14 protein-coding genes are annotated in these 22,624 nt (G+C 43.4%); 7 read left to right on the top strand and 7 right to left on the bottom strand.

Annotated features, from left to right (window positions below; genetic code table 11):
• Positions 1 to 105 precede the first annotated feature (105 nt).
• A complete protein-coding gene (locus tag AC3CH4_RS21105) occupies positions 106 to 1,131 on the top strand; it encodes an HD-GYP domain-containing protein (RefSeq protein ID WP_054545659.1) in 1,026 nt (341 codons plus the stop codon).
• On the top strand, positions 1,124 to 6,046 hold the full coding sequence (locus AC3CH4_RS21110) for an ATP-binding protein (protein ID WP_488543749.1): 4,923 nt from the start codon (positions 1,124 to 1,126) through the stop codon (positions 6,044 to 6,046). Before AC3CH4_RS21105 ends, AC3CH4_RS21110 begins: the two co-directional genes overlap by 8 nt.
• Before the next feature lie 148 nt (positions 6,047 to 6,194).
• Here AC3CH4_RS21110 and AC3CH4_RS21115 read toward each other — a convergent pair whose 3' ends face one another.
• Positions 6,195 to 7,085 (bottom strand): LysR family transcriptional regulator, encoded by an 891-nt coding sequence (locus tag AC3CH4_RS21115; protein ID WP_488519026.1) that lies wholly within the window; start codon positions 7,083 to 7,085, stop codon positions 6,195 to 6,197.
• 230 nt (positions 7,086 to 7,315) lie between these two features.
• Between AC3CH4_RS21115 and AC3CH4_RS21120 the strand changes: the two genes are divergently transcribed.
• On the top strand, positions 7,316 to 8,491 hold the full coding sequence (locus AC3CH4_RS21120; RefSeq protein WP_054545657.1) for an MFS transporter: 1,176 nt from the start codon (positions 7,316 to 7,318) through the stop codon (positions 8,489 to 8,491).
• A gap of 288 nt (positions 8,492 to 8,779) precedes the next feature.
• Here AC3CH4_RS21120 and AC3CH4_RS21125 read toward each other — a convergent pair whose 3' ends face one another.
• From AC3CH4_RS21125 to AC3CH4_RS21135, 3 genes are all read right to left on the bottom strand, one after another.
• Positions 8,780 to 11,536 (bottom strand): immune inhibitor A domain-containing protein, encoded by a 2,757-nt coding sequence (locus tag AC3CH4_RS21125; protein WP_488543750.1) that lies wholly within the window; start codon positions 11,534 to 11,536, stop codon positions 8,780 to 8,782.
• 55 nt (positions 11,537 to 11,591) lie between these two features.
• Positions 11,592 to 11,909, bottom strand: coding sequence for a hypothetical protein (locus tag AC3CH4_RS21130; protein WP_474357232.1), 318 nt, complete (start codon positions 11,907 to 11,909; stop codon positions 11,592 to 11,594).
• A gap of 499 nt (positions 11,910 to 12,408) precedes the next feature.
• Positions 12,409 to 13,374, bottom strand: a complete 966-nt coding sequence (locus tag AC3CH4_RS21135; protein WP_488543751.1) for a hypothetical protein — start codon at positions 13,372 to 13,374, stop codon at positions 12,409 to 12,411.
• A gap of 153 nt (positions 13,375 to 13,527) precedes the next feature.
• Between AC3CH4_RS21135 and AC3CH4_RS21140 the strand changes: the two genes are divergently transcribed.
• Positions 13,528 to 13,995 (top strand): Lrp/AsnC family transcriptional regulator, encoded by a 468-nt coding sequence (locus AC3CH4_RS21140; RefSeq protein WP_017086398.1) that lies wholly within the window; start codon positions 13,528 to 13,530, stop codon positions 13,993 to 13,995.
• 182 nt (positions 13,996 to 14,177) lie between these two features.
• On the top strand, positions 14,178 to 15,740 hold the full coding sequence (locus AC3CH4_RS21145; protein ID WP_237288766.1) for a methyl-accepting chemotaxis protein: 1,563 nt from the start codon (positions 14,178 to 14,180) through the stop codon (positions 15,738 to 15,740).
• A 174-nt stretch (positions 15,741 to 15,914) separates the two neighbouring features.
• On the opposite strand, the gene tkt is transcribed toward AC3CH4_RS21145, so the two are convergent.
• On the bottom strand, positions 15,915 to 17,906 hold the full coding sequence (gene tkt, locus AC3CH4_RS21150; protein WP_065207112.1) for a transketolase: 1,992 nt from the start codon (positions 17,904 to 17,906) through the stop codon (positions 15,915 to 15,917).
• A gap of 90 nt (positions 17,907 to 17,996) precedes the next feature.
• Positions 17,997 to 18,947, bottom strand: a complete 951-nt coding sequence (gene tal, locus AC3CH4_RS21155) for a transaldolase (protein ID WP_029224345.1) — start codon at positions 18,945 to 18,947, stop codon at positions 17,997 to 17,999.
• Positions 18,948 to 19,404: 457 nt separating this feature from the next.
• Between tal and AC3CH4_RS21160 the strand changes: the two genes are divergently transcribed.
• Positions 19,405 to 20,409, top strand: a complete 1,005-nt coding sequence (locus AC3CH4_RS21160; RefSeq protein WP_054545652.1) for a sugar-binding transcriptional regulator — start codon at positions 19,405 to 19,407, stop codon at positions 20,407 to 20,409.
• Positions 20,410 to 20,580: 171 nt separating this feature from the next.
• Here the strand turns inward: AC3CH4_RS21160 and AC3CH4_RS21165 are convergent, their stop codons facing one another.
• On the bottom strand, positions 20,581 to 21,459 hold the full coding sequence (locus AC3CH4_RS21165; protein WP_488519030.1) for a LysR family transcriptional regulator: 879 nt from the start codon (positions 21,457 to 21,459) through the stop codon (positions 20,581 to 20,583).
• 98 nt (positions 21,460 to 21,557) lie between these two features.
• Between AC3CH4_RS21165 and AC3CH4_RS21170 the strand changes: the two genes are divergently transcribed.
• On the top strand, positions 21,558 to 22,622 hold the full coding sequence (locus tag AC3CH4_RS21170) for an HlyD family secretion protein (RefSeq protein ID WP_488519031.1): 1,065 nt from the start codon (positions 21,558 to 21,560) through the stop codon (positions 22,620 to 22,622).
• Positions 22,623 to 22,624: the final 2 nt, after the last annotated feature.

A 22,624-nucleotide genomic window follows, 5' to 3' on the forward strand; every position in this document is an offset into this window, starting at 1 on the left:
GATCTACCCTTGATTTTTAACAATCATTTGTCATTTTCATGTTGAGTGGTGCGAAAAGCCATCTACACTATGTTTATAACTGTTTGATTTTTATACGAGGTGTCAATGAGTCGTAAACCTATAGTGTTAGTCGTGGATGACACCCCAAGTAACTTAGATGTGTTAACGGCAATCCTCAAAGATACCTATCAAGTTAAGGTCGCGATTAACGGTACTATCGGTATCAAAATAGCGAAGATGGTGCCGCAGCCAGATCTTATTCTCCTTGATATTATGATGCCTGACATCGATGGCTACGAAGTGTGCCGTCAATTAAAAGCTCAGCCAAATACTGCGCATATCCCCATTATATTCGTTACCGCAAAGATTGGCCCTGAAGCCGAAGTAAAAGGCTTGTCCTTAGGTGCTGTTGATTATTTAACGAAGCCAATTACACCTGAAATTGCACTACAACGTGTAAAAACCCATATTGCTCTTTATGACCAGCAACGAGCTTTGTTTAGTCAGGTGAAAGAGAAAACCCAAGAGATCAATCTCGGCAAACTAGAAACGCTCAACATATTGGGTAGAGCCGCTGAATTTAAAGATAACGAAACAGGCATGCATGTTATGCGCATGAGCCATTATTGCGAGATATTAGCCAAAGCCTTGGGCATGACAGACGAAGATGCCGAGACCTTGCGCGATGCAGCGCCGATGCATGATATTGGCAAGATTGGCATTCCTGACAGTGTGTTACTGAAGCCAGGCAAATTGGATGCCGATGAATGGACTACAATGCAGAAACACGTCGAGTTCGGTGTTGAAATCCTTGGTAGGCAGGGCGATTCCAAACTGATGCGTATGGCCATTCAAGTCGCGCAGTATCACCATGAAAAGTGGGATGGCAGTGGTTACCCAAACCAGATAGCCGGCGAAGATATTCCATTGGTCGGACGAATTGCGGCCGTTGCTGACGTATTTGATGCCCTGACAGCAGAGCGTCCTTATAAGAAGGCTTGGAGTGTCGATGAGGCGCTGAGCTTGTTTGAAGAACAGAAAGGCAAGCATTTTGATCCGACTATCGTCGATCTTTTTTTCGTCAACTTGCCCGAAATACTAGCGATTAAAGAGAAATTTAAAGATGAATAAGCGCTTTGTTATATGGATTAAGCAGTGCTTTATACTCATTTCCAGTTTGTTGTTTCTTCTCATTGGTTTACCACATGCTCATGCCGTGAGTGTTAGTGAAGATGATTTAACCCGGTGGTTAGAAAGTAAACCTAAAGTGACCTTTATCGCGCTTTCCAGTCATTATCCTTATTCGTTTATTGATGATAGAGGGGAGGTGTCAGGTATCATTCGGGATTGGGCGAACGAGTTTGAACTTAATTATGGAATTGAGACGGATTTTATAAGCGTAAACTCTAATTCTGACGCGAAACAAGCGCTACTTGATGGGAAAGGAGATGTTTTCCCTTTCCAACAGTTTGATCCGAGCGAAGGTGGGCGATTTCTCGCTACTAATCCTTACATCCCTTACCAAATCGCGGTGATTCTTCCTACCGACGACCCTACCACCGACAACATTGAGCAGTCCGATAAGCGGCGTATCGCCATGGTTCAAGATAGTATCGATCTAGAAAAGTCGGGGGTACAACTCAGCTCAATCGAAAGAGTCCAATTTGATACTGCGATTGATGCTATCCGAGCACTGGAAGATGGTTCAGTCGATGGGATGCTTGCCGAGCCCGTTACAACATTAAATCTTGCTCACAAGAGTGGTGTATACAGTTTAGCGGTCAATTACGTTCTCGACCGCTGGAAATACATAGAAGCTGCAATGGTTGTTCGAACTAAGGACACCGAATTGCTTGCTTTGTTAAACCAACAAATCGCAACGTTTGATATTGGGAAGAAAAACCGGATTCTATCGCATTGGTTAAAAGACTCACCCTACCGGACTCCAGTTAAAGGGGTATTTGGTTTTGGTAATCCACCATATATGTACCCGGATAGCACTTCTGTCGGTATCGAACACGACATTATGCAAAGGGCTCTAAACAACATGGGCTATCGATTAGGTGACGTTGTCACGCTGCCTCGTAGTGCTGCGAATCAAGCCATCGATAACAATAGTTCGATATCGTTTGTCTCAGGGATACAGGCTGACGGGTCTTCAGTGCACTTTTTGAGTGATAAAGTCATGGGTGTTGAGTTCGTGCCAGTTTCGTTAAAAAGACGTAACTTGAACCTCAAATCTGCCAAAAACCTGTCTTTAGGTGCTTTGTTATTCGATGAAACATCACCAATAAAAAATTCTGTCGAACTACTTAAAGATAAGGTGAGCATCGATCGAATTGAAGATATTGATAGCTTAGAGTCTGCATTTTCTCAACTACGAGCACAAAATGTTGACTTGTTAATGGTCGAAAAACGGGTATTAAGATGGTTTGTGACAAATACTCGTTTCATTGAAATGCGTGAAATCGAACTACACGAAGATTTTAAAGTCGACTATCCAATTTATGTTGATTTTAGAACGCCCAAGTTAAGAGACAGCTTTAACGAAGCGATTAAATATTTAAAGCAAACTGATGATGAGTTTGAACAGATACTTGAAACCCAAGTTAAGAATGATCTTACTCCTGTACTTAGAAAAGCCGATATTATCGCTCAAATCTCCGCTTACTTTATTGTGAATGACCGCTTCGAAGAACTCCCTAAGATCTTTGACATATTCGATGCTGAGCACACATTCAAGGTTATTTCTGCTCAAGCGGATAATAATAAAAGACCGATTGAATCTTGGTATTTAGGCGAAGTATTAGATTTTTCACTGAGTAAAAAGAATACGTCTGAATTATCATCTGTTACCAAAGGCGCTGGTTATAAAACGCAAACAGGAAGTATTAATGCGGGCTTCATGACATTTTATTTTGATGTCAATTCGGTTGAGAGTAATTATGTGTATTTCCCTTCAATTGACCAATTTGAGTCGTTTGGTGAAGGAGCTCAGCGTTATATCTCAGATGTTTACCAATCGAACAGCCTGACTGGTGAACTTCTTAACCTTAGTCAGAAAGAGCGTCAATGGATCAAGGATCATCCCGAACTAAAGATAGGTATCGATCCAAACTCATTACCTTATGAAGCTTTGTCAAACAAGGATGAATATATAGGGATGATTGATGATTACCTCAAGTTAATTGAACAAAAAACCGGACTGCGTCTTAGTCATGTCGACGTTGAAAGTTGGCAAGAAACTCGTCGCCTCGTTGATCATCGACGAGTACATTTAGTGTCAGCTGCGGTTGAGAATCGCTCATTAGGCGAAAGTGTAAAGCCAGCAAAAGCGCTATTCTCTAGCCGCCTTGCGATAGCTTCAAGGCGTGATGTAAATAGTATTGTGCTTAAAGAGGCTAAAGGTTGGAAGCTTGGAATATTAGCCAGTGGTGCTAATACCGAAGCCATCGTTGAAAGTTACCCAAATATTAAGTGGGATCTTGTCGAATCCACCAAAGAAGGGTTGGACCGAGTTGAATCTGGTGAGCTTGATGGATTTATTGATACTGTCGATGTATTGAATTATTTGATCAATTCATTTGGTTATCGAGGTATCGGAATTATTGGTCGATTGGATTTCTTTTTGTCGCCGACCTTACACGTCATTAAATCAGAGCCGTTATTACTGTCTATTGTTAACAAAGCAATAGGAAGTATATCTGCAGAAGACCACCAAAAAATATCCGCTAAATGGGCGGCACCTAAAGCGATTGAAAAAGTTGATTACCAACTCGTTTATACCATCTCGATATTTTCCGTCGTGATAGTGTTGTTGATTGTATTTTGGAATAGGAAATTATCCAAGCAAATCATTATTGCTAATAACGCTACCGAAGCACTTCGCAAAGCACAAAATCAGCTTTACAACATTTTGAACACGTCCCCTATAGCTGCGAGTGTTATTGTCGACGAACAAGTTCGTTATACGAATGATACGGCGAAACGTCTTTTTGGAGTAGAGCGAAGAGAGCTCTCTTCTATTGATGTTGAAGTCGTTTACAACACTTTATCCGATCGTGATACTTTGTATAAAGAACTGAATCTTAACGGTAAGGTTGTGAATCGGGAGTTAGTGCTTCGGAAATTTGATGGCAGTCGTTTTGTCGCTCTTGTTAGTTACTACCTACTCGAGCTTGATGGGGAAGTCGCGACTCTATTTTGGGCTTTTGATATTTCAGAAATGAAACGCCTAAATGAACAACTAGAAGAAGAGAAAAAGCGAGCCGATTTGGCGAGCCAAGCCAAATCTGAATTCTTAGCTAACATGAGCCATGAAATAAGAACGCCGATGAACGCGATTATTGGCTTATCTTATCTAGCGATTGGGGAAATATCTAACCCGGTTGCTCGAAATTATATTGAGAAAGTGCATCGTTCTGGTCATTCATTATTAACTATCATCAACGATATTCTTGATTTTTCAAAGATAGAAGCAGGGCAACTTGTTATTGATAGTATTCCATTTGATCCTGTAACGACATTCAAAGATGTGATTGAGTTGATGGAGTCGAAAGCAATCGAAAAGCAGCTGAATTTATCAATGTCGATTGCACCGGAACTAGAGGTGCCAATGCTTGGTGACCCATTGAGGCTATTTCAGGTGATCCTGAACCTTATTGGTAATGCCATTAAATTTACAGAGTACGGGCAAGTGACCTTAGCCGTTGAACTGGTTAAATCTGACGAGAACAGTGTGAGTATGAAGATCATTGTTTCGGATACTGGGATAGGTATATCAGAAGAGAACCTACATAAACTATTTCAAGCGTTTAGCCAAGCAGACAGTACCACCACGCGCAGGTTTGGGGGCACAGGTTTAGGGCTTAATATCAGTCAAAAGCTTGTACAAGCTATGGGCAGTGAAATTTCAGTAGTGAGCATATTGGGACAGGGCAGTGAGTTCTCTTTCCCTTTGACGTTACCTAGATCGAACACAGAGGAACTCGCGGACTTTAAGTCGCAAGAACTTAAACTGGATTATCATATTGAGTTTAAAGGACAAAGGGTGTTGTTGGTTGAAGACAACGAGCTGAACCAAGATTTAGCTCTGGCATATTTTAGTCGTGCTAAATTGAATGCTGATTTAGCCGAAAATGGCGCAGAAGCCGTGGCGTTAGCTCAAACTAACGATTACGAAATGATCTTTATGGACCTTCAAATGCCGATTATGGATGGCTTCGAAGCGACACGAAAAATTAGAGAGTTTGATACGAAAGTTCCTATCATTGCGATGTCGGCTAATGTATTCGCTGATGCAAAACAGAGAGCAAGAGACGCAGGGGTAACGGATTTCTTAGATAAGCCGATAATCATTGATAAAGCGACCTCTTTGCTTATCAAATACATCGTGCCAGAGGTGATGGTAGAAGAGAAGGCAGCGCCGTTAGATGGGCAGGCAGAGCAACTCGAAGGCCTAACAAATCAACCTAACAGCATTGATGTGATCAGTGTGTTTTCTCAGCAACGATTTGAACAGCTCACTCATCATGATGCGGAACTTCAAAACAAACTGATTGGGAAGTTCCATAGCAGTGCCCCAAACATGATGGTTGATGCGTTTGATAATTTGGCACAAGACGATTGGATTACGCTTGAAAGAAACCTGCATACTTTGAAAAGTATGGCAGCGTCGATTGGCGGCCTCCGGTTTGCTGATTTGATGGGAGAGTTAGAAGATAAAGCTCACAATCGTTTGTGTGATGATCAAGCCCTCAGAGAAGGTGAGGCGAGGTTAGTTGAGCTTATTGCAGCAACGGAAAGCCAGATTGTGAAGCCACAAGTAGAATACATGAGTGAAGCAAGTGCGATGGGAACCGTGGTCAAAGAAGATCAAAGGGTTAAGCTACTCTCGCTGCTGGAAGCTTATGATAACGATGCAACGCAATACGTGGCCGAGTTACTTAAAGAGTATCCAAATTCTGTTGCGCTTAACGATGTGCAAAGTGCGTTAGATAATTATGACTTCGAGCGAGCCTGTCAGGTTCTCAGTACCTTGGAATAAGCCGCTTTGCTTAGTCGGCATATAACAGTTGCTGTCTTATCGCTATTACTGTCTGAATAATAAGTGCTTCAGTACTAAAGCCTTTAATCTTCTGGGTTAAAGGTTTTAAATTTAATCAACTAATCAACTAATCAACTAATCAACGCTTCTAACCACTCACGTTCTGTTTGATCAGATCGATAACCGTATCGTATCGGTGCGGCAGTTTTCGGTTTCGTTTTTGAACCAGATACAGTATTTCCTCAACCTCTATTTTGGGTGGCACAACGTGCAACTTGTCTCTTTCCGGGAAGTGCTCAACTGCACCTGCCGGTAAGACGGTAAAGCCTAACCCTTTCGATACTGGCAGCAAGATCTGGTGAAGCTGATTGATGTAGCCAGATCTTGGTATTTCATTAACGTTGATGTTCGCGAGATCCTTGTCTCCACACAGATCGAAATACAAAGACAGGTAGTGAGCAGAATCTGGATGCGCAATCAGGCCAATGTCGTGCAGTACTTGTGGAGTTATCTCTAAGTGAGCCAGACTGCTGTGAACGATGAGGCAGAGTGCTTCTTTACCAATGACTTGGCTCTGATAGTAACTGTCGTTTGGGGAGTGCCTAACAATGCCGATATCGGTGGTGCCTTGGATTAGGTCGTTCAATATCTTTTTGTTTGGAGCTGCTTCTAAGTTAATGCTCAGATCTTGGTGTTGCTGCTGAAGTTCAAGAAGCTTGGGATACAGACGTAAAGAGAGTGAACCCGAACAGGATAGATGACATTGCCCAGCATAAGGATTGTCAAAACTCAGAGATTCGAATAAATCTTCTTGGTCTTTTTCTAGCTTGAGCGCATAGCGATAAATAATCCGACCCTGTTCGGTCAGCTCGAAGCTTTTATTTTCTCTCGATAACAGGTCACAATTGCAAGCTTGTTCAAGCTTCTTGATGTGCTGGCTGACCCCTGGTTGTGTCATGTACAACTTTTCTGCGGTTTGGGTGAAATGTCCAACTTCAACCAGAGTCTTAAATGTATTGAGCCAAAGTGGATTAATCATACTCACCTTCAAATGCTAAAGCCTATAAATAATAGAAAATTATTATTATCTTAAGTAATGATAATTTCAACCCTAGGGCGTAAAGCAGCGAAGATCAAAGTATGCTGGATTGAATATTGTTCGAGGCAGAGCCTGCGGTTGTTTGCTGGAGTTCTTTTGAGTAACAAAGTGTTGCGACTTTGTTGATTATTTGGTCTATTGACCCACTGTGCTCATATTTAGGAACGAAGATGAATAGAAATGTTTGGCTGCTCTCACTGTGTCAGGCCTTATTGATGACGGGTAACATATTGTTGATCTCGGTGATTGGTTTGATCGGTAAGCAGATTGCGCCCAGTGTGAGCATGATTACCTTGCCGGTAGCACTGCAGTTTTTGGGTTTAATGGCAGCCACTATTCCTGCATCTTTAATTTCAGGAAAATTAGGACGAAAACGAGGGTTCAGTATCGGTAATGTGGTTGGCATTACAGGGGCGAGCCTTGCAACTTACGCTTTATCTCAGCAAAATTTCTATCTGTTTTGTTTCGCCACGTTCTTACTTGGGATAGGTATAGGTTTTGGCACGCTTTATCGTTTTGCTGCTATCGAAGTGTGTGATGAAAATGCACGACATCGCGCAATTTCTATATCGATGGCTGGTGGCGTTCTTGCTGCAGTACTCGGGCCTAACTTAGCGATCATGTCTCAACAATGGTCAGCAGATGGCTTGTACATTGGTGCTTTTGCTTCTTTGATTGGGTTGAATATTCTTGCGTTACTCATCTTACAAACCATTCAATTTCCTAAAGTCTCTTTTAATAGTCAGGCTCCCAAAGCCGATCCTTTAGGTGTGATCGTTAAAGCACCGAACTTTATTGGTGCGGTCTTTGCAGCCATGGTTGCTTACGCTGTAATGAACATTTTGATGACTGCAACGCCATTGGCAATGATTGGCTGTGGTTTTGACTTTACTAAAGCTGCTGGCGTGATTGAGTGGCACGTGTTGGGGATGTTTGTACCTGCATTTTTTACCGGATCACTTATCGAGAGGTTTGGCTCAAGAATGATGATCTTGGCGGGCGGGATTCTGTTCGTCGTCTGTATCGCGATTAACATTCATGGAGAATCTATTTGGCACTTCAGAGCGGCCTTGGTTGTGCTTGGTGTGGGTTGGAACTTCATGTTTATCGCGGCAACAGGTTTGTTTAGTCAGTCCTACCAATCGCAGAATAAAGCTAAGGCACAAGCGTTTAATGAATTTATTGTCTTTGGCTGTGTGACTATTACAGCGATGCTCTCTGGCTGGCTAGAATCGACAGCAGGGTGGCAGAACCTTAATATCTACGTATTACCATTCGTGTTAGCTGTTATCTTGCTGTTCGCATTTAGTGCTCGTAAATCGCGTATTCAAAAGCAGCCTGTGTAATGACTCATCGAATAGTGGTTCAGTAAATTCGTTACTGTGATTAGAACCCTAGTATCTCGAACTGCGACCAATAAAAAGCCCTACCAAATCGGTAGGGCTTTTGCTTACGGCTTAAATAATAACGTTTCCTTAAAACTGCTGTCTTGGCTCATGCTCGAAGACAACAGTGCTTAAGCTTGCTTGTAAGTACGTGTGATAGAGCCGCGTACTTATTTTGATGGTCTATCGTTTAAGACCTAAGACCTAAGACCTAAGACCTAAGACCTAAGACCTAAGACCCAAGATGAGCTACAGGTCGACCAAAATTGTCTTAGTCGTAATCCCACCTTGGTCATCGATTATCTTCAGAGTCACCTCGTGCTTTCCGTATGAAGGGAAGATAGAAGTGAATGTGCGACCTCGTTTCACCTTTCCGTTTGGAAGTGTCCACTCGGTATCAACAATACGACCATCGCTGTCTGAACTTGTAGACCACATGGTTACCCAACGACCCAAGTGAATGTACTTTGCACTCGCTTCTGGAAGGGCGTTTGGAGATTCAACACTCACTACGGAGCTAAATGAATCGGTAGCGCCTTTGTCGTCGACAACAGTCAAGTTCACCGTGTATTCACCGGCTTGCTCGTAAGACCAAGTTGGTGCCACTTCGTTACTTGTTGTGCCGTTGCCAAAGTCCCATAGATAACTGGCGATCTCACCGTCTTGATCAGAGCTGAAGTTGTTTGTAGAAACATTCAGACCGTTAACATTAAGCTCGAAGTTCGCAGTAGGAGCGATGTTGTGTTGGCTTACTTTAGATAAGCGCACCACGCCGTATTCGTTGTCGTTACTCTGATTCACAATATCAACGGCTAAACCAAACTCCGTCAGGATACGTCCTGAATCAGGCGCTTGAGGAGACGTGTAGTCTTGGTCGTCAGAGAAGCTAGCGTTACCAAGCAAACTAGTATCTTCAAGTACATCATTGTCGCTGTTCACAAGACGCATTGGGGTATGATCTTTGAGTGAGAACGCAGCATCACGAACTTGGTAACGAGTTTGAGCGACTTCACCAGATTTTTCCCAAGTCATGGCATTCTGGTCTGCATCGACCACACCTAACCAACCTTCACCTGGGTGTTTGCCTACCCAGTTATCAGTCAGTGACTCGTCTACGTACCAAATGATCAAACCCGGATCGAATGAGATAAGTTGCCCCATACGTTTGATGTTGGCTAGGCCTTCATCAACATCCATGTGGCTACGCCATTGCAGCAGGTAGTAGTGTTGCGCTTGGTGGAATCCATTGCTCAGCTTGTAGCCATTTAGGGCGAAGGTGGAGTTGCTTTCACCATCGTCTATTGAGGTGACTTCACCATCAACGACCACACTGAGGTTATCCAGATAGAAGCCTTCCATCGCCAAGCCACCATCGGTGATGTACTCAAATGACAGTTCTATTTCTTGGCCTACCCATTGTGAAACGTCAAACTCAGCGTCAATCCACCCGCCAGATTCGCCGCCAATAGTAGGAACGAGGCCAGTATTGTATGGGTCATCCATTGAGGTGATGTTGCCAGCTATTGCTTGTCCATTCACAAGCACGCGAGCGAAGTCGTAGTCTTTCTCAATTTCATACCACGTTTTGAACGAAAGCAATGCAGAATCACCGGCTGGAATCACCAACTTGCGTGTCATGCTGTTTTTCAGGTCATCGCCTTTTTGAGAGTGGAATGAATACTCTCCCTCAAAGGGTTTCAGACTTTCAATTTGCTTTTCAGGAAGATCGACCTTAATCATGTTCGGACGGCTGTTATCCGTTGTTTGGAACAGTGTATAAACTTGTGGGTTGTCTTCTAGGTCATCAATCGAGATTTGATCATCGTTAACCCAGCGACCACCAATCGATTTTTGTAGGAAGTGCTTTGCCCAAGAGCTGAATGCCGTTGGTTGTGTGCCACCGATTTGACCAGCCCAGCTGCCTGAAGACATGATTGACCAGTAAGATACTGGTTCACCCTTGCCTGTGTATTGTGTGTCGTATTCGTCTGGTAGACCCAAATCATGGCCATACTCGTGAGCACAGACACCCGCTGCCGCGTCAATCGGTTGAATGGTGTAATCAAATGCTGCGTATTGGCCACCAAAGCGGTCAGGAAGCGAGCTAGAGGTACCTTCAAGCACATGTGTGCGACCAAGGTTGAATCGGTGAGACCAGATAGCATCTGGGCCCAATACGCCACCACCGGCTTCTTCGCCAACAGATGCGTGGAACACCATTAGGTGATCAATCACACCATCGGGTTCACGGAAGTTCCCGTCACCGTCGTAATCGTAACGATCTTCGATGTCGTAGTCGGCTAGGTTGATGCTCGGATCTTGAGCCAATTGATTCAGTGCTTCACGAACCAGTTCCTGTGCGTTTAAGTCGTTGTCGGTGGTAGGGGAGTTGCCACCATAGAATGACGCAGGCTTAGAGGCGCGATACCAACCTGCCGCTTGACCTGCAACGCTGTAACTATCACCTGATTCGCTTTGGTAATATTGGCGCATCGAGATTAGGTTCTCGCCGTTGGGCCCTGTGTAGCCAGAATTTGAGAACAACAGCTCTTGATAATGCTCTGGGTTGTAGCTCTCATAGAGCATCTGCGTGTGCTCTTCGGTCAGCTTGTTATTATCCCAGTTCAAATCAGGGAAATCGACTAACAGAGCGAGTACTTTATCGGTACGCTTGGTGCCGACTTCTAAAGCAAAGACACTCGCTTTTTTAACACCGGATCCTTTTTCGATGGCTTTGAGTATTTTCGCTCGTTGCTCAAGTGCTTTTTTACCGAATTGAGCGTCGCCTTTAAAACCGGAATTGATCTTATTTTTTAAGTAACGGTCAAGTGCGTCGTGCTTTGCCACATCGGTTGCATCTTGGTCGACTAAGCCTTGTCTAACTAGCATTTCAATAAGTTTGTCTTCATTAACAACGCCTAAATCAATAGGTGTTTTTGCATAACTACTGACGCTAAATAGAGTAAGCATTGCTGAAGCCAACAATGTTTTTCTCATCATTTTCATTATATTTCCTTTTTATATTTCCATGTCGATATCAGTATCAACTGCCTTATTCGAATCAGTTGTCCGAGTCTGGCCTAATACACTCTTGTGGTGTCTTATTTAACTGACGTGTGTTTGCTGTATGTTTCGTACTTTCTATCTCTTTTGTATTGGTTGTCTCTTTTCTATTTTTTGAATCAAACGGAGTGCTCTTTACTTTTTTGGCGTTTAGATAGATACGCAAAGCTTCTTGATTGCCCTCATAGGTTAAGCCAGGGCAGATAACGCCTCGTTCAATCAATGACTTCAGCAATAGTTCGTCGTTCTCAATAGTGGAAGCCTGTGACAGTGAGGAAAAAATGAGAACCATTAAAGCCATTGTTTTGTGTGACATTCTTATATCAAGCCATCAGTTTTGATTATGTAACAAAATATATTTATAAAATTAACCAATCAAATGAATAATCATTACAAATCATTATTCGTTCCGGTTTCAACATTAAGAGTTAATATCAAATAAGGATGGTTATTTATTTTATTGTCAGCTATTTAATGGGTTTTGTTGAATGAATAGCTGATAGTTTGGATTTTTAATAACATTGGTTGGTAAGTGTTTATTATCTTGAGACCGCTTTATACAAGGTGTGGGGTGATAAATAATAAGATACGTTTTTATTATCGGTGTTTAAAAATTGCATTTAATAATTGAGTGTTTAGTAAATACCCATACTGAAATTATTTTCACTCTAAATATCAATAATTGGGGTGTTGAGAATGATTTTCAGTGTTTCAAGGGCGTGAAATTTAACAATAGTGGAGGTGATAGGAGCACCAAGTCGTAAAAAAGAGCCCGTATTTGAGCTCTTTTCCTTTTATTCTCGTTGGCGATTTACTTATGACTGAGAGACATCACGATAAAAATAACGTTCACAAGTACGTGGATTCATGCGCTTAATGACGTTTGATATTAAGGCGATAACCAGCACTGAGAATACTAACCTTCCCCAAAATATGGTGTAAAAATCAGCCCCAATTAACATGATCAAAAGTGTATCTTCAATCAAACTGTGGAGTAGATTGAGCAGCATGATTGCAGTGAATACATCCCTCGCAGAGATATGTCCCTTTTTAGCTTCATTGATCAATAAGCCGCCGCCAAACGAAAGACCAAGCGTGATTCCAATAATGGTTAGGTTAGTCGCGTCCTTGCTGATTCCGAGTAGTCTCAAGAATGGTCTTAACAATATTGCCATGAGCTTTTCAACGCCTAGAATCTTTAAGATCTTGAGTAGCAGTAATAGTGCTGATATCACGATGAAGATAACGGCAAAGCTCTTTAGCTGCTCAATAGCCCATCCAAGATAGCTAGTGTCTCCAGATACTTTAGGCTGCCAAAGCACGGTTGCTGGGTAGTTGAGCAAATCCCCGTATTGATAACTGAGATTGAGTAACCATGCCAGCACCAAGCTACCACCGACTCTCACTGATAGGGTAGCCAGCCAACTCACACCCGCCTTTTTAGCTATTGCACCCTCAATCGGTAATGAATGCGCTAGTAGCATCATGCTGCCTAAAACCGAGGCTTGAGCAACCGTTAAGGGAGCATCGGAATTAATAAGAATAATCAGTCCCGCATAGATGTTAGTGAGTATGGTTGTTGCCCATACCAAGCCCATTTCTTTCGGTAATCCGACGCTTTGCATTATTGGGCTTAGCCATTCGCTAAGAATCACGACGCCGCCAAGTTCTTCAACGATCTTTATCACGATGATGATTGGAATCATGATTCGGAAAAGAGTCGAGGTGACATCGAAAATCTCTCTGAGGAGTTCTTTAAAAAATTGATAGATTGATTTCATAGTTACGACCATGGTTCGATTGTTTGGAATGAGAAGATTTTACCTTGATTATTGTGATGGTTATTTCAAAATCTATATCAATATTCAACTCCAATTTTTTATTTGTTGTAGTATTAGAAATTATTGGTCACAAAATTAGAGTTTTGAGAAATTATGGAAATTGATCGTATAGATAGGAATATTCTCGTTGAACTGCAGAAGAACAACCGAATCCCAAACCTCACATTGGCTGAGATGGTTGGGTTATCGCCTCCGGCTTGCTTAAAGCGAGTGAAACGATTGAGAGAGGAAGGCGTGATTGTGAGTGATGTGTCTATCATCAACCCAGAACTTACAGGCAGTAAGATGACTTTGGTTGTGTCCGTAGAAATGGAACGAGACCGAGGGGATATTTATCAGATCTTTCGCCATTCTATTTCTAAGGCGTCAGAGGTCACGCAGTGCTATCAGATATCGGGCAGTTTTGACTTCATGTTGATTGTGACGGTCAAAGACATTCAAGCCTACGAAGATTTTGTTGAACGAGTACTGCGCAAAGATTTAAACATTCGCAAGTTCCATACCTCTGTTTCTATGAGAACCGTGAAATTTACCACTGCAGTTAACTTAGATGAGTCATGACCGCTAATTTGAGAAGAGAAGAGAAGAGAAAAGACGTGAAGCTTTGAGCTTTGTGAGGTGTCAGGCGTATTTTTGTATAAATAGCAGGCATTTACATAAAATGTGACGTTCACATTTTGTCATAACTTTAATAATTGTATATATTCCTCGCCTAAAACAATAATTAACAAAAGTTAATATAAATGACTGTCAGTTCATCTTCTCAATCTCGTGAAACGCTTCTAAGCGAAAACGAACAACTTGTCTCGACTACCGACCTTAAAGGTGTGATTACTTACAGTAATGATGCTTTTTGTCGCATCGCAGAATACAGCCAACAAGAATTGCTAGGGCAACACCACAATATCGTGAGGCATAATGATATGCCGAAAGCGGCTTTTGCCGATATGTGGGTTAACCTAAAGCAGGGTAAAGCGTGGCGCGGTATCGTAAAAAATAAAACCCAATCTGGTGGTTACTACTGGGTTGATGCTTACGTTACCCCTATTTATGATGGCGGGAAGGTGAGTGGCTACCAATCGGTTCGTGTTAAGCCTAAAAACGAATGGGTACAAGTCGCGGATAAGGCTTACCAAAGCTTATTGAAGGCTGAGAAGTCGGGTCGTCAATGGTCGTTACAGATCAGTGACAGTGTTCGTTACGCAGTGTTACTCGGTTCTTTAGCTGCCCCTTTGATTTCAAACCTAATCGAAGTAGGGCAAGTATCGCAATGGTTATTGAGCTTACTTCCTGTTTCCGCATTAGCATTGCTTTTCCGACAAGAGCTCATTGATACTCCATTGCAGTTAAAAAAGCTGCAATCTAAATTCGATAGTGTCAGTCGCCTTGTCTATTCAGGCAATAGTCAGTTCTCTATTGCCGATTTCCATCTGAAGTTGCTGTCTGCTCGAATCAGAACAGTGTTAGGCCGTATGACAGACTCAGCCAAGCCACTGCAGGATTTGGCGGACAACCTGAATGCCACGTCATTTGAAGTATCAGAAGCCTTAGACCAACAAACAAAAGACATCCTTCAAGTACGAGAGGCGACTGAAGAAGTTGAAGTAACCGCGAATGAAGTGTCATCTCGTACCGAAGAAGCGCATCAAATTGTCGACGTTACTCTGCAAACCTGTGCGGGTGCGAAAGAGAGTATTAATCAAACACACCGTAACCTCGAAAGCTTGGCTTCACAGGCTGAAAAGGCGACTCAAACGACTTACCAATTGAGCGACCAAGCGCAAAGTGTCAGCAAGATAATGGAAGAGATTGGTGGAATCGCCGAACAGACCAACTTATTGGCACTAAACGCAGCAATTGAAGCGGCTAGAGCGGGCGAGCAAGGGCGAGGCTTTGCGGTGGTTGCCGACGAAGTACGTGCACTATCGGGTCGCACGTCAAAGGCGACGGTTCAGATCAAAGAGAGTATCGACACCATGCTAGCGACGATTGAAGGCTGGCAAAAGGATATTCTGGCGAACCGAGAGCAAACGGACGCGTGTGGGGATGTGGCGAAGGTGAGTGCAGAGCGCTTGTCTGAAGTCGAAACCTTAATGCAATCGATGAACGATTTGATGCAGTCGGTTGAAAGCTCCGCGCATAAACAGCGTCAGCTATCGAGTGATGTAAACCTGCATATGCAGTCTATCGCGTCGACCGCCGAGCAAAACTTAGTGGCAACACATTCCGTGAAAGATCACTCCACTGAGCTAAAAGAGCAAGTGAATGAGTTCTATCACTTGGCGAAGCGCTTCGAAGAGAAATAACCGTTAAAGACAAGCTGAATGAGAGATAAGAGAAAGCCTTGCGAAATTTGCAGGGCTTTTTTGTGAGCTAAAAGAACAGATAACAGATTAACAGGCAACAGATACAAAAAAGCCCTACTCAAAAGAGTAGGGCTTTCTATTATGTGCTTAGAAATCAGCTAACGGATTAGCAGACTAAGCAAGAATCTCTTTTGCTGTGTTTACTACGTTTTCAGTAGTGAAACCGAACATCTTGAATAGCTCGCCTGCTGGTGCAGATTCGCCGAACGTTGTCATGCCGATGATCTTGCCACCGAAGCCAACGTACTTGTACCAGAAGTCAGCGATGCCAGCTTCTACTGCGATACGTGCTGTTACGTCAGCTGGAAGCACAGACTCACGGTATTCAGCGTCTTGCTTATCGAAAGCGTCAGTTGCAGGCATAGATACTACGCGTACCGCTTTACCTTCAGCTGTTAGTTCAGCAGCAGCGCTAACCGCTAGCTCAACTTCAGAACCCGTTGCAATGATGATTAGCTCTGGCTTGCCAGCACAATCTTTCAGGATGTAACCACCCTTAGCGATGTTTGCTACTTGCTCAGCGTCACGATCTTGTTGTGCTAGGTTTTGACGAGAGAAGATAAGTGCAGAAGGACCATCTTTACGCTCGATTGCCAGTTTCCAAGCAACAGCAGACTCAACTTGGTCACATGGGCGCCATGTGCTCATGTTTGGAGTCAGACGTAGAGATGCGATCTGCTCAACCGGTTGGTGAGTAGGACCATCTTCGCCTAGGCCGATAGAATCGTGCGTGTAAACTTGGATGTTCTGAGTCTTCATCAGAGCAGCCATACGCATTGCGTTACGTGCGTATTCCATGAACATTAGGAACGTTGCGCCGTATGGTACGAAACCACCGTGCAGAGCGATACCGTTCATGATAGCCGTCATACCGAATTCACGTACACCGTAGTGGATGTAGTTACCAGAGAAGTCATTTGCTTCAAGAGACTTAGAACCAGACCACATAGTTAGGTTAGAAGGCGCAAGGTCAGCAGAGCCGCCCATGAATTCAGGTAGCATAGCACCGAAAGCTTCTAGTGCATTTTGAGATGCTTTACGTGATGCGATGTTTGCTGGGTTAGCTTGAAGATCAGCGATGATTGCCGATGCTTTCTCTTCCCATTCAGCAGGAAGATCACCGTTTACGCGGCGTTTGAATTCAGCTGCCAGCTCAGGGTATGCTGCTTCATAAGCTGCAAGTTTCTCGTTCCACGCTGCTTCCTTAGCTGCGCCTGCTTCTTTCGCATCCCACTCTGAGTAAACTTCCGACGGAATTTCAAAAGGACCGTGCTCCCAACCTAGTTGCTTACGAGTTGCTGCGATTTCATCAGCGCCTAATGGTGCACCGTGACAGTCGTGCGTACCTGCTTTGTTTGGAGAACCAAAGCCGATTACAGTTTTAGTACAGATTAGAGTAGGACGAGGATCCGCTTTAGCTGCTTCGATAGCTGCGTTGATAGCGTCAGCATCGTGACCATCAACTGCTGGGATTACGTGCCAGCCGTAAGCTTCAAAACGCTTAGGCGTATCGTCAGAGAACCAACCTTCAACTTCGCCATCGATAGAGATGCCGTTGTCATCCCAGAAAGCAACCAGCTTACCAAGACCTAGCGTACCTGCTAGAGAACATGCTTCGTGAGAAATACCTTCCATCAGACAGCCATCACCCATGAATGCATAAGTGTAGTGGTCTACGATGTCGTGGCCTTCTTTGTTGAACTGTGCTGCCAGCGCTTTCTCAGCCATCGCCATACCAACAGCGTTAGTGATGCCTTGACCTAGAGGACCAGTCGTTGTTTCTATACCTGGTGCGTAGCCGTACTCTGGGTGACCTGGAGTCTTAGAGTGCAGTTGACGGAAGTTCTTAAGGTCTTCAATTGAAAGCTCGTAACCTGCTAGGTGAAGCAGAGAGTAAATCAGCATAGAGCCGTGGCCGTTAGACAGGATAAAACGGTCACGGTCAGCCCACTCTGGGTTTGACGGGTTGTGGTTTAGGTGAGAGCGCCAAAGTACTTCAGCGATGTCAGCCATGCCCATAGGTGCGCCAGGGTGACCAGAGTTTGCTTGTTGTACGCCGTCCATGCTTAGAGCACGGATCGCGTTAGCTAGATGTTTGCGGTTCATAATTGCTTCCAAAATTGATTCGAAATTAAAAATTCGTGGATAGATGTAAAAGAGGAACGAAATTCGTTCCTCTTATTTATTCAGTAGTGATTACAGCTTAGCTGCGATCATGTCTTCTAGTTTGCCTTGGTCAACGGCGAAGTTGCGGATGCCTTCAGCTAGCTTCTCTACAGCCATTGGGTCTTGGTTGTGATCCCATAGGAACTCAGCGTGAGTCATTGCAGCAGGACGCTCTTTAGTACCGTTAGAGTCGATTAGCTTCTCTACTACTTCGCCTTCAGCTGCTTCTAGGTCAGCTAGAAGTTGAGGAGCGATAGTTAGACGGTCACAGCCAGCAAGTTCAAGGATCTCACCGATGTTACGGAAGCTTGCGCCCATAACAACAGTCTTGTAACCGTGCTCTTTGTAGTAGTTGTAGATGTCTGAAACAGAGATTACGCCTGGATCTTCTGAAGCTTCGAAATCGCGACCTTCTTTCGCTTTGTACCAGTCCATGATGCGACCAACGAAAGGAGAGATAAGGAATACGCCAGCTTCAGCACAAGCACGAGCTTGAGCGAAAGAGAATAGAAGCGTTAGGTTACAGTTGATGCCTTCTTTCTCTAGGATTTCAGCAGCACGGATGCCTTCCCAAGTAGAAGCCAGTTTGATAAGGATGCGGTCGTTAGTGATGCCAGCGTCGTTGTACATTTTGATAAGTTGACGAGCTTTAGCAACGCTGCCTTCCATGTCGTAAGAAAGACGAGCATCTACTTCAGTAGAGATACGGCCAGGTACAACGTTAAGGATTTCTTTACCGATGTTCACGTTAAGCATGTCACAAGTGTCTTGAACTTGTTGTGCTTTATCAGCGCTTTGCGCTTTAGCGTATTCGATAGAAGCATCGATTAGAGGTGCGTACTCAGCAATTTGAGCGGCTTTAAGAATTAGAGATGGGTTAGTTGTTGCATCTTCCGGAGTGTACTTGCTGATAGCTTCGATATCGCCAGTGTCAGCTACAACAGTTGTTAGTTTACGAAGTTGCTCTAATTTATTGCTCATTTTGATCATCCTATGTATCGCAGAACACCCCTTTAATGGGAGGTGTGGGCATTTGCAAGCGAACTAATGAAGTTCCTCATGGTTGTACCAGTGAGCCTAACTTACATTAATTTAAATTTTTCTCCGAACGAACATTTGCACAGAACATTTGTTCGCTCGATGAGTAAATGATGTAGCCATATTTATCCGATCTAGCCCCAAAGTCAACGGTAAATAGTGCCGTATGGTGACTTCAGTCAAATATATTTCGCTCTAGTAATCATGGGGTATGCAAGCAAACGTTTAACGAACAAAGTGATGTGAATTAATCAACAACGAAACTATGGTTATGACGCTGAGCAAATGTTCCTTGTTGTTACATATGTTCAGGGTGTAAGCTTGTGTATCACTTACTGAGCTCTCCTATATTAGGAAGTACAGCAGGTAAAATAATTGTTAAATATTGGTTGAGTGGTATATGAGTAAGAATATCCAAGATGTTTCCGAAGAAAACACTGATCTCCTCACTGAAGTAGCGGTTGCTTACTATCAAGATGGTGCCACCCAGGAAGAGATCTCTAAAAAGTTCTCTATCTCTCGTGCAAAGGTTGGTCGAATGCTCAAGCAAGCTCGCGATGAAGGGATTGTCGAGATTACAGTGAAATACCATCCTGTATTCAGTGCGAAGATCGAACAACGTTTGATCGAGCGCTTTGGCGTGAAGCGGGCACTGGTTGCACTAGACCAACCGAATGAAGAGAAGCAACGACTGCAAGTGGCTGGTTTAGTCTCTAACTATCTTACCAGTACACTGAAAAACGGCATGGTGGTGACAGTAGGCCAAGGTCGAAACGTATCGTCGGTTGCTCACCATACTGGGGTGATTACACCGCGTGACTGTAAGTTTGTATGTGGTATCGGCGGTATTCACCCAAGAGGCGGTATGTTTAATGCCGACCATATATGTAGACAACTAGCTAAGAAGTACGGTGGTTCATCAGAAACTTTATATGCGCCTGCTTATGCAGAGAATAAAGCACAAAAAACCGCTTTTATGGAAAACAGTACTGTTAAGCAAACACTGGATCTAGCTCGTAAAGCGGATGTCGCATTAGTGGGTATCGGTGATATGAGTGAAAACAGCTATATGGTCGACTTAGGTTGGTTTACCGCGGGTGAGGTAGTACAGTCTCGTTTACTACAAGGTGTCGTCGGTGACTTTGCGGGTTATGACTTTTTCGACGTACACGGCAAAGCAGCAAACACAGTAATGAGTGATCGAGTCATCGGCTTAGGTTTGGAAGAGTTTCGTCCTATCGCTGAAGTAATCGCCATTGCTGCCGAGAACAGTAAGCCATTAGCTCTGTTAGGTGCGTTAAGAACTGGCGTGGTTGACGTGATTGCGACCAGTGTAAGTAATGCATTAACGGTACTTAACTTGGATGAGCAGATGAAGCATGTTGAACTGATTGATAAAAACTAAAGAGAAGACAAAGGAGATATACTTTATTGTCCTATCCCTTGTTGTTCTTACGAAAATGAGCTTCATTCGTCACTAAAACTGGAATCTATCTAGGTTCCCGTTTTGCATTTCTGTTTATAATTTAGATGTAAAACACTGATAAAATTAACTTTATTATAGTCAGGGTGACCTCTAACCTATTGAAATACTCTGTTCTAAATTGAGCTTGAATAAGTCGATAAAGGAACGGGTCTTTTTTGATAAAGAATTGGCAGACGGGTAGAGCATAGTTAAGCTCAATTTTGGGAAAACAACATCGGGTAATACATGTACTAGGCTCGAATCGTCAACCGAACGTGTCAGGTATATATCAGGTAGAAAAGCAATACCGCGGTGTTGTAAGGCTAACTTGAGTAAGAGGTTTAGGTCATCAGATTTTAAGTGTACTTTAATGGACTTATCAAGAAAGTCTGCACTGTATCTATTGGATAAAATACGATGGAGTTTCAGGTCATTTAACGTATCACAGAATGGGTGAGATTCTAGGTATTTTTTGGTCGCTACGAGCCGAGATCCGTACTGCAGTAAGTTAAACTGAATATAACTATCATCAATGACTTCAACAACATTAGGTAGTATTTGTAGATCAAAACCATATCGTTTTAAATCTACACTGTCTTGGTGATTTTCAATTTCTATTTGTACGTTGGGAAATTGTGCTGAGTAGTCATCAATAGTTGAGTTAAAGATGCTTGAGCTCATCAAAGCCGAAGGAATCGCAAGACGTAAAAGACCATTAAAATCTCTCTGGCTCTCCTGTAAAGCTTCTACTCCTTGTTCGATATGATAAACCTGCTTAGCCACCAATTCGTAAAAATGTCTCCCAGATTCTGTCAATTCAATATTGCGTGTCGTGCGAATAAGCAACTCTGAACCCAACGAAAATTCTAAAGCTTTTAGGCGACGACTAACCTTGGAACGCTGCATATCGTTTGCTTTAGCTGCAGCACTTATTCCGCCATGAAGTACGACTTGTGAAAAAAGTCGGATATCGTCAAAATTTGCTTTCATTGTCCTATTTTTAGCTCAAATGGGGGCTTTTTATGAGCATACCAGAATGACCTTGTTATGACTATAATTGCACAAAATCTTTAGGCTTAGGATAAATCATGCAGCAAAAGCAAGTATTTCAACGCGTCATGAAAATTTTGGGTAGCGTGTTTATTGTCTCGTTTGTGTATTTAATTGTCGCTGATCGTCGAGCTCCTTTTACGACAGAGGGACGTGTTTATGGTCAAGTTGTGCAAGTCGCGCCTGAAGTGACTAGCAGGGTCACAGAAGTCCTCGTCAAAAACAACGAAGCGGTAGACAAGGACGATATCTTGTTTGTTCTTGACCCTGGTAAATATGTTATAGCACTAGAGCAAGCTGAACTCGCATTGAAAGCAGCTCAAGAGCAGGAAAGATCTCTATACGCTCAAAAGAAGATGGCGATGGCCAGTATCTCCAGAGCTGAAGCAGGCTACGAAAACGCGCGTGCAGATTACCAACGAGTTGCTGAGCTTGCTAAGAGCCAAGCCGTATCAAAGTCGAATTTGGATAATGTGTTCAAGCAGTATCAAGTGGCAAGTTCAGTTCTTGAAATTGAGCAACATCATCTTGGTACTTTAGTTGCGCGCTTAGGAGAGCCGGGTATACCAACAACAGATGTCTTGTTAGCTGAAAACCGTGTAAGACAAGCAAAGCTTGATTTGACTAATACGACGGTACGTTCACAAAGTGCGGGGGTAGTGACTAACTTGCGTTTAGAAGTTGGCGCAATGGCGAACGCGAATATGCCGCTGATTACCTTAATCTCTGACGGTTCTATGTGGGTCGCTGCAGACTTCAGAGAAAAGTCAGTCGCTCACGTACAAGAACGTTATCGAGCGCTGGTTACGTTTGATGCTCATCCCGGGAAGATCTTTGACTACAGCGTAGCGAGTCGAGACTTAGGTGTCGCTTCTGGACACCAAAATCCAAATGGTACATTGACTCAGATTGAAGGGAACAACCGTTGGGTACGAGATGCACAGCGCACTCGAATTAACCTACAAAGCGATGATGCACTGCCAAGCCCGTTATTCGTAGGTTCGCGCGCAACGCTTGCTTTATATTCAAACGACAACCGTTTTTGGCGATTCGTAGCAAAAACGCGTATCCGTTTGATTAGTTGGTTTCATTTCATCTATTAGGC

The organism is Vibrio sp. QJM3NY_26, from assembly GCF_057786005.1.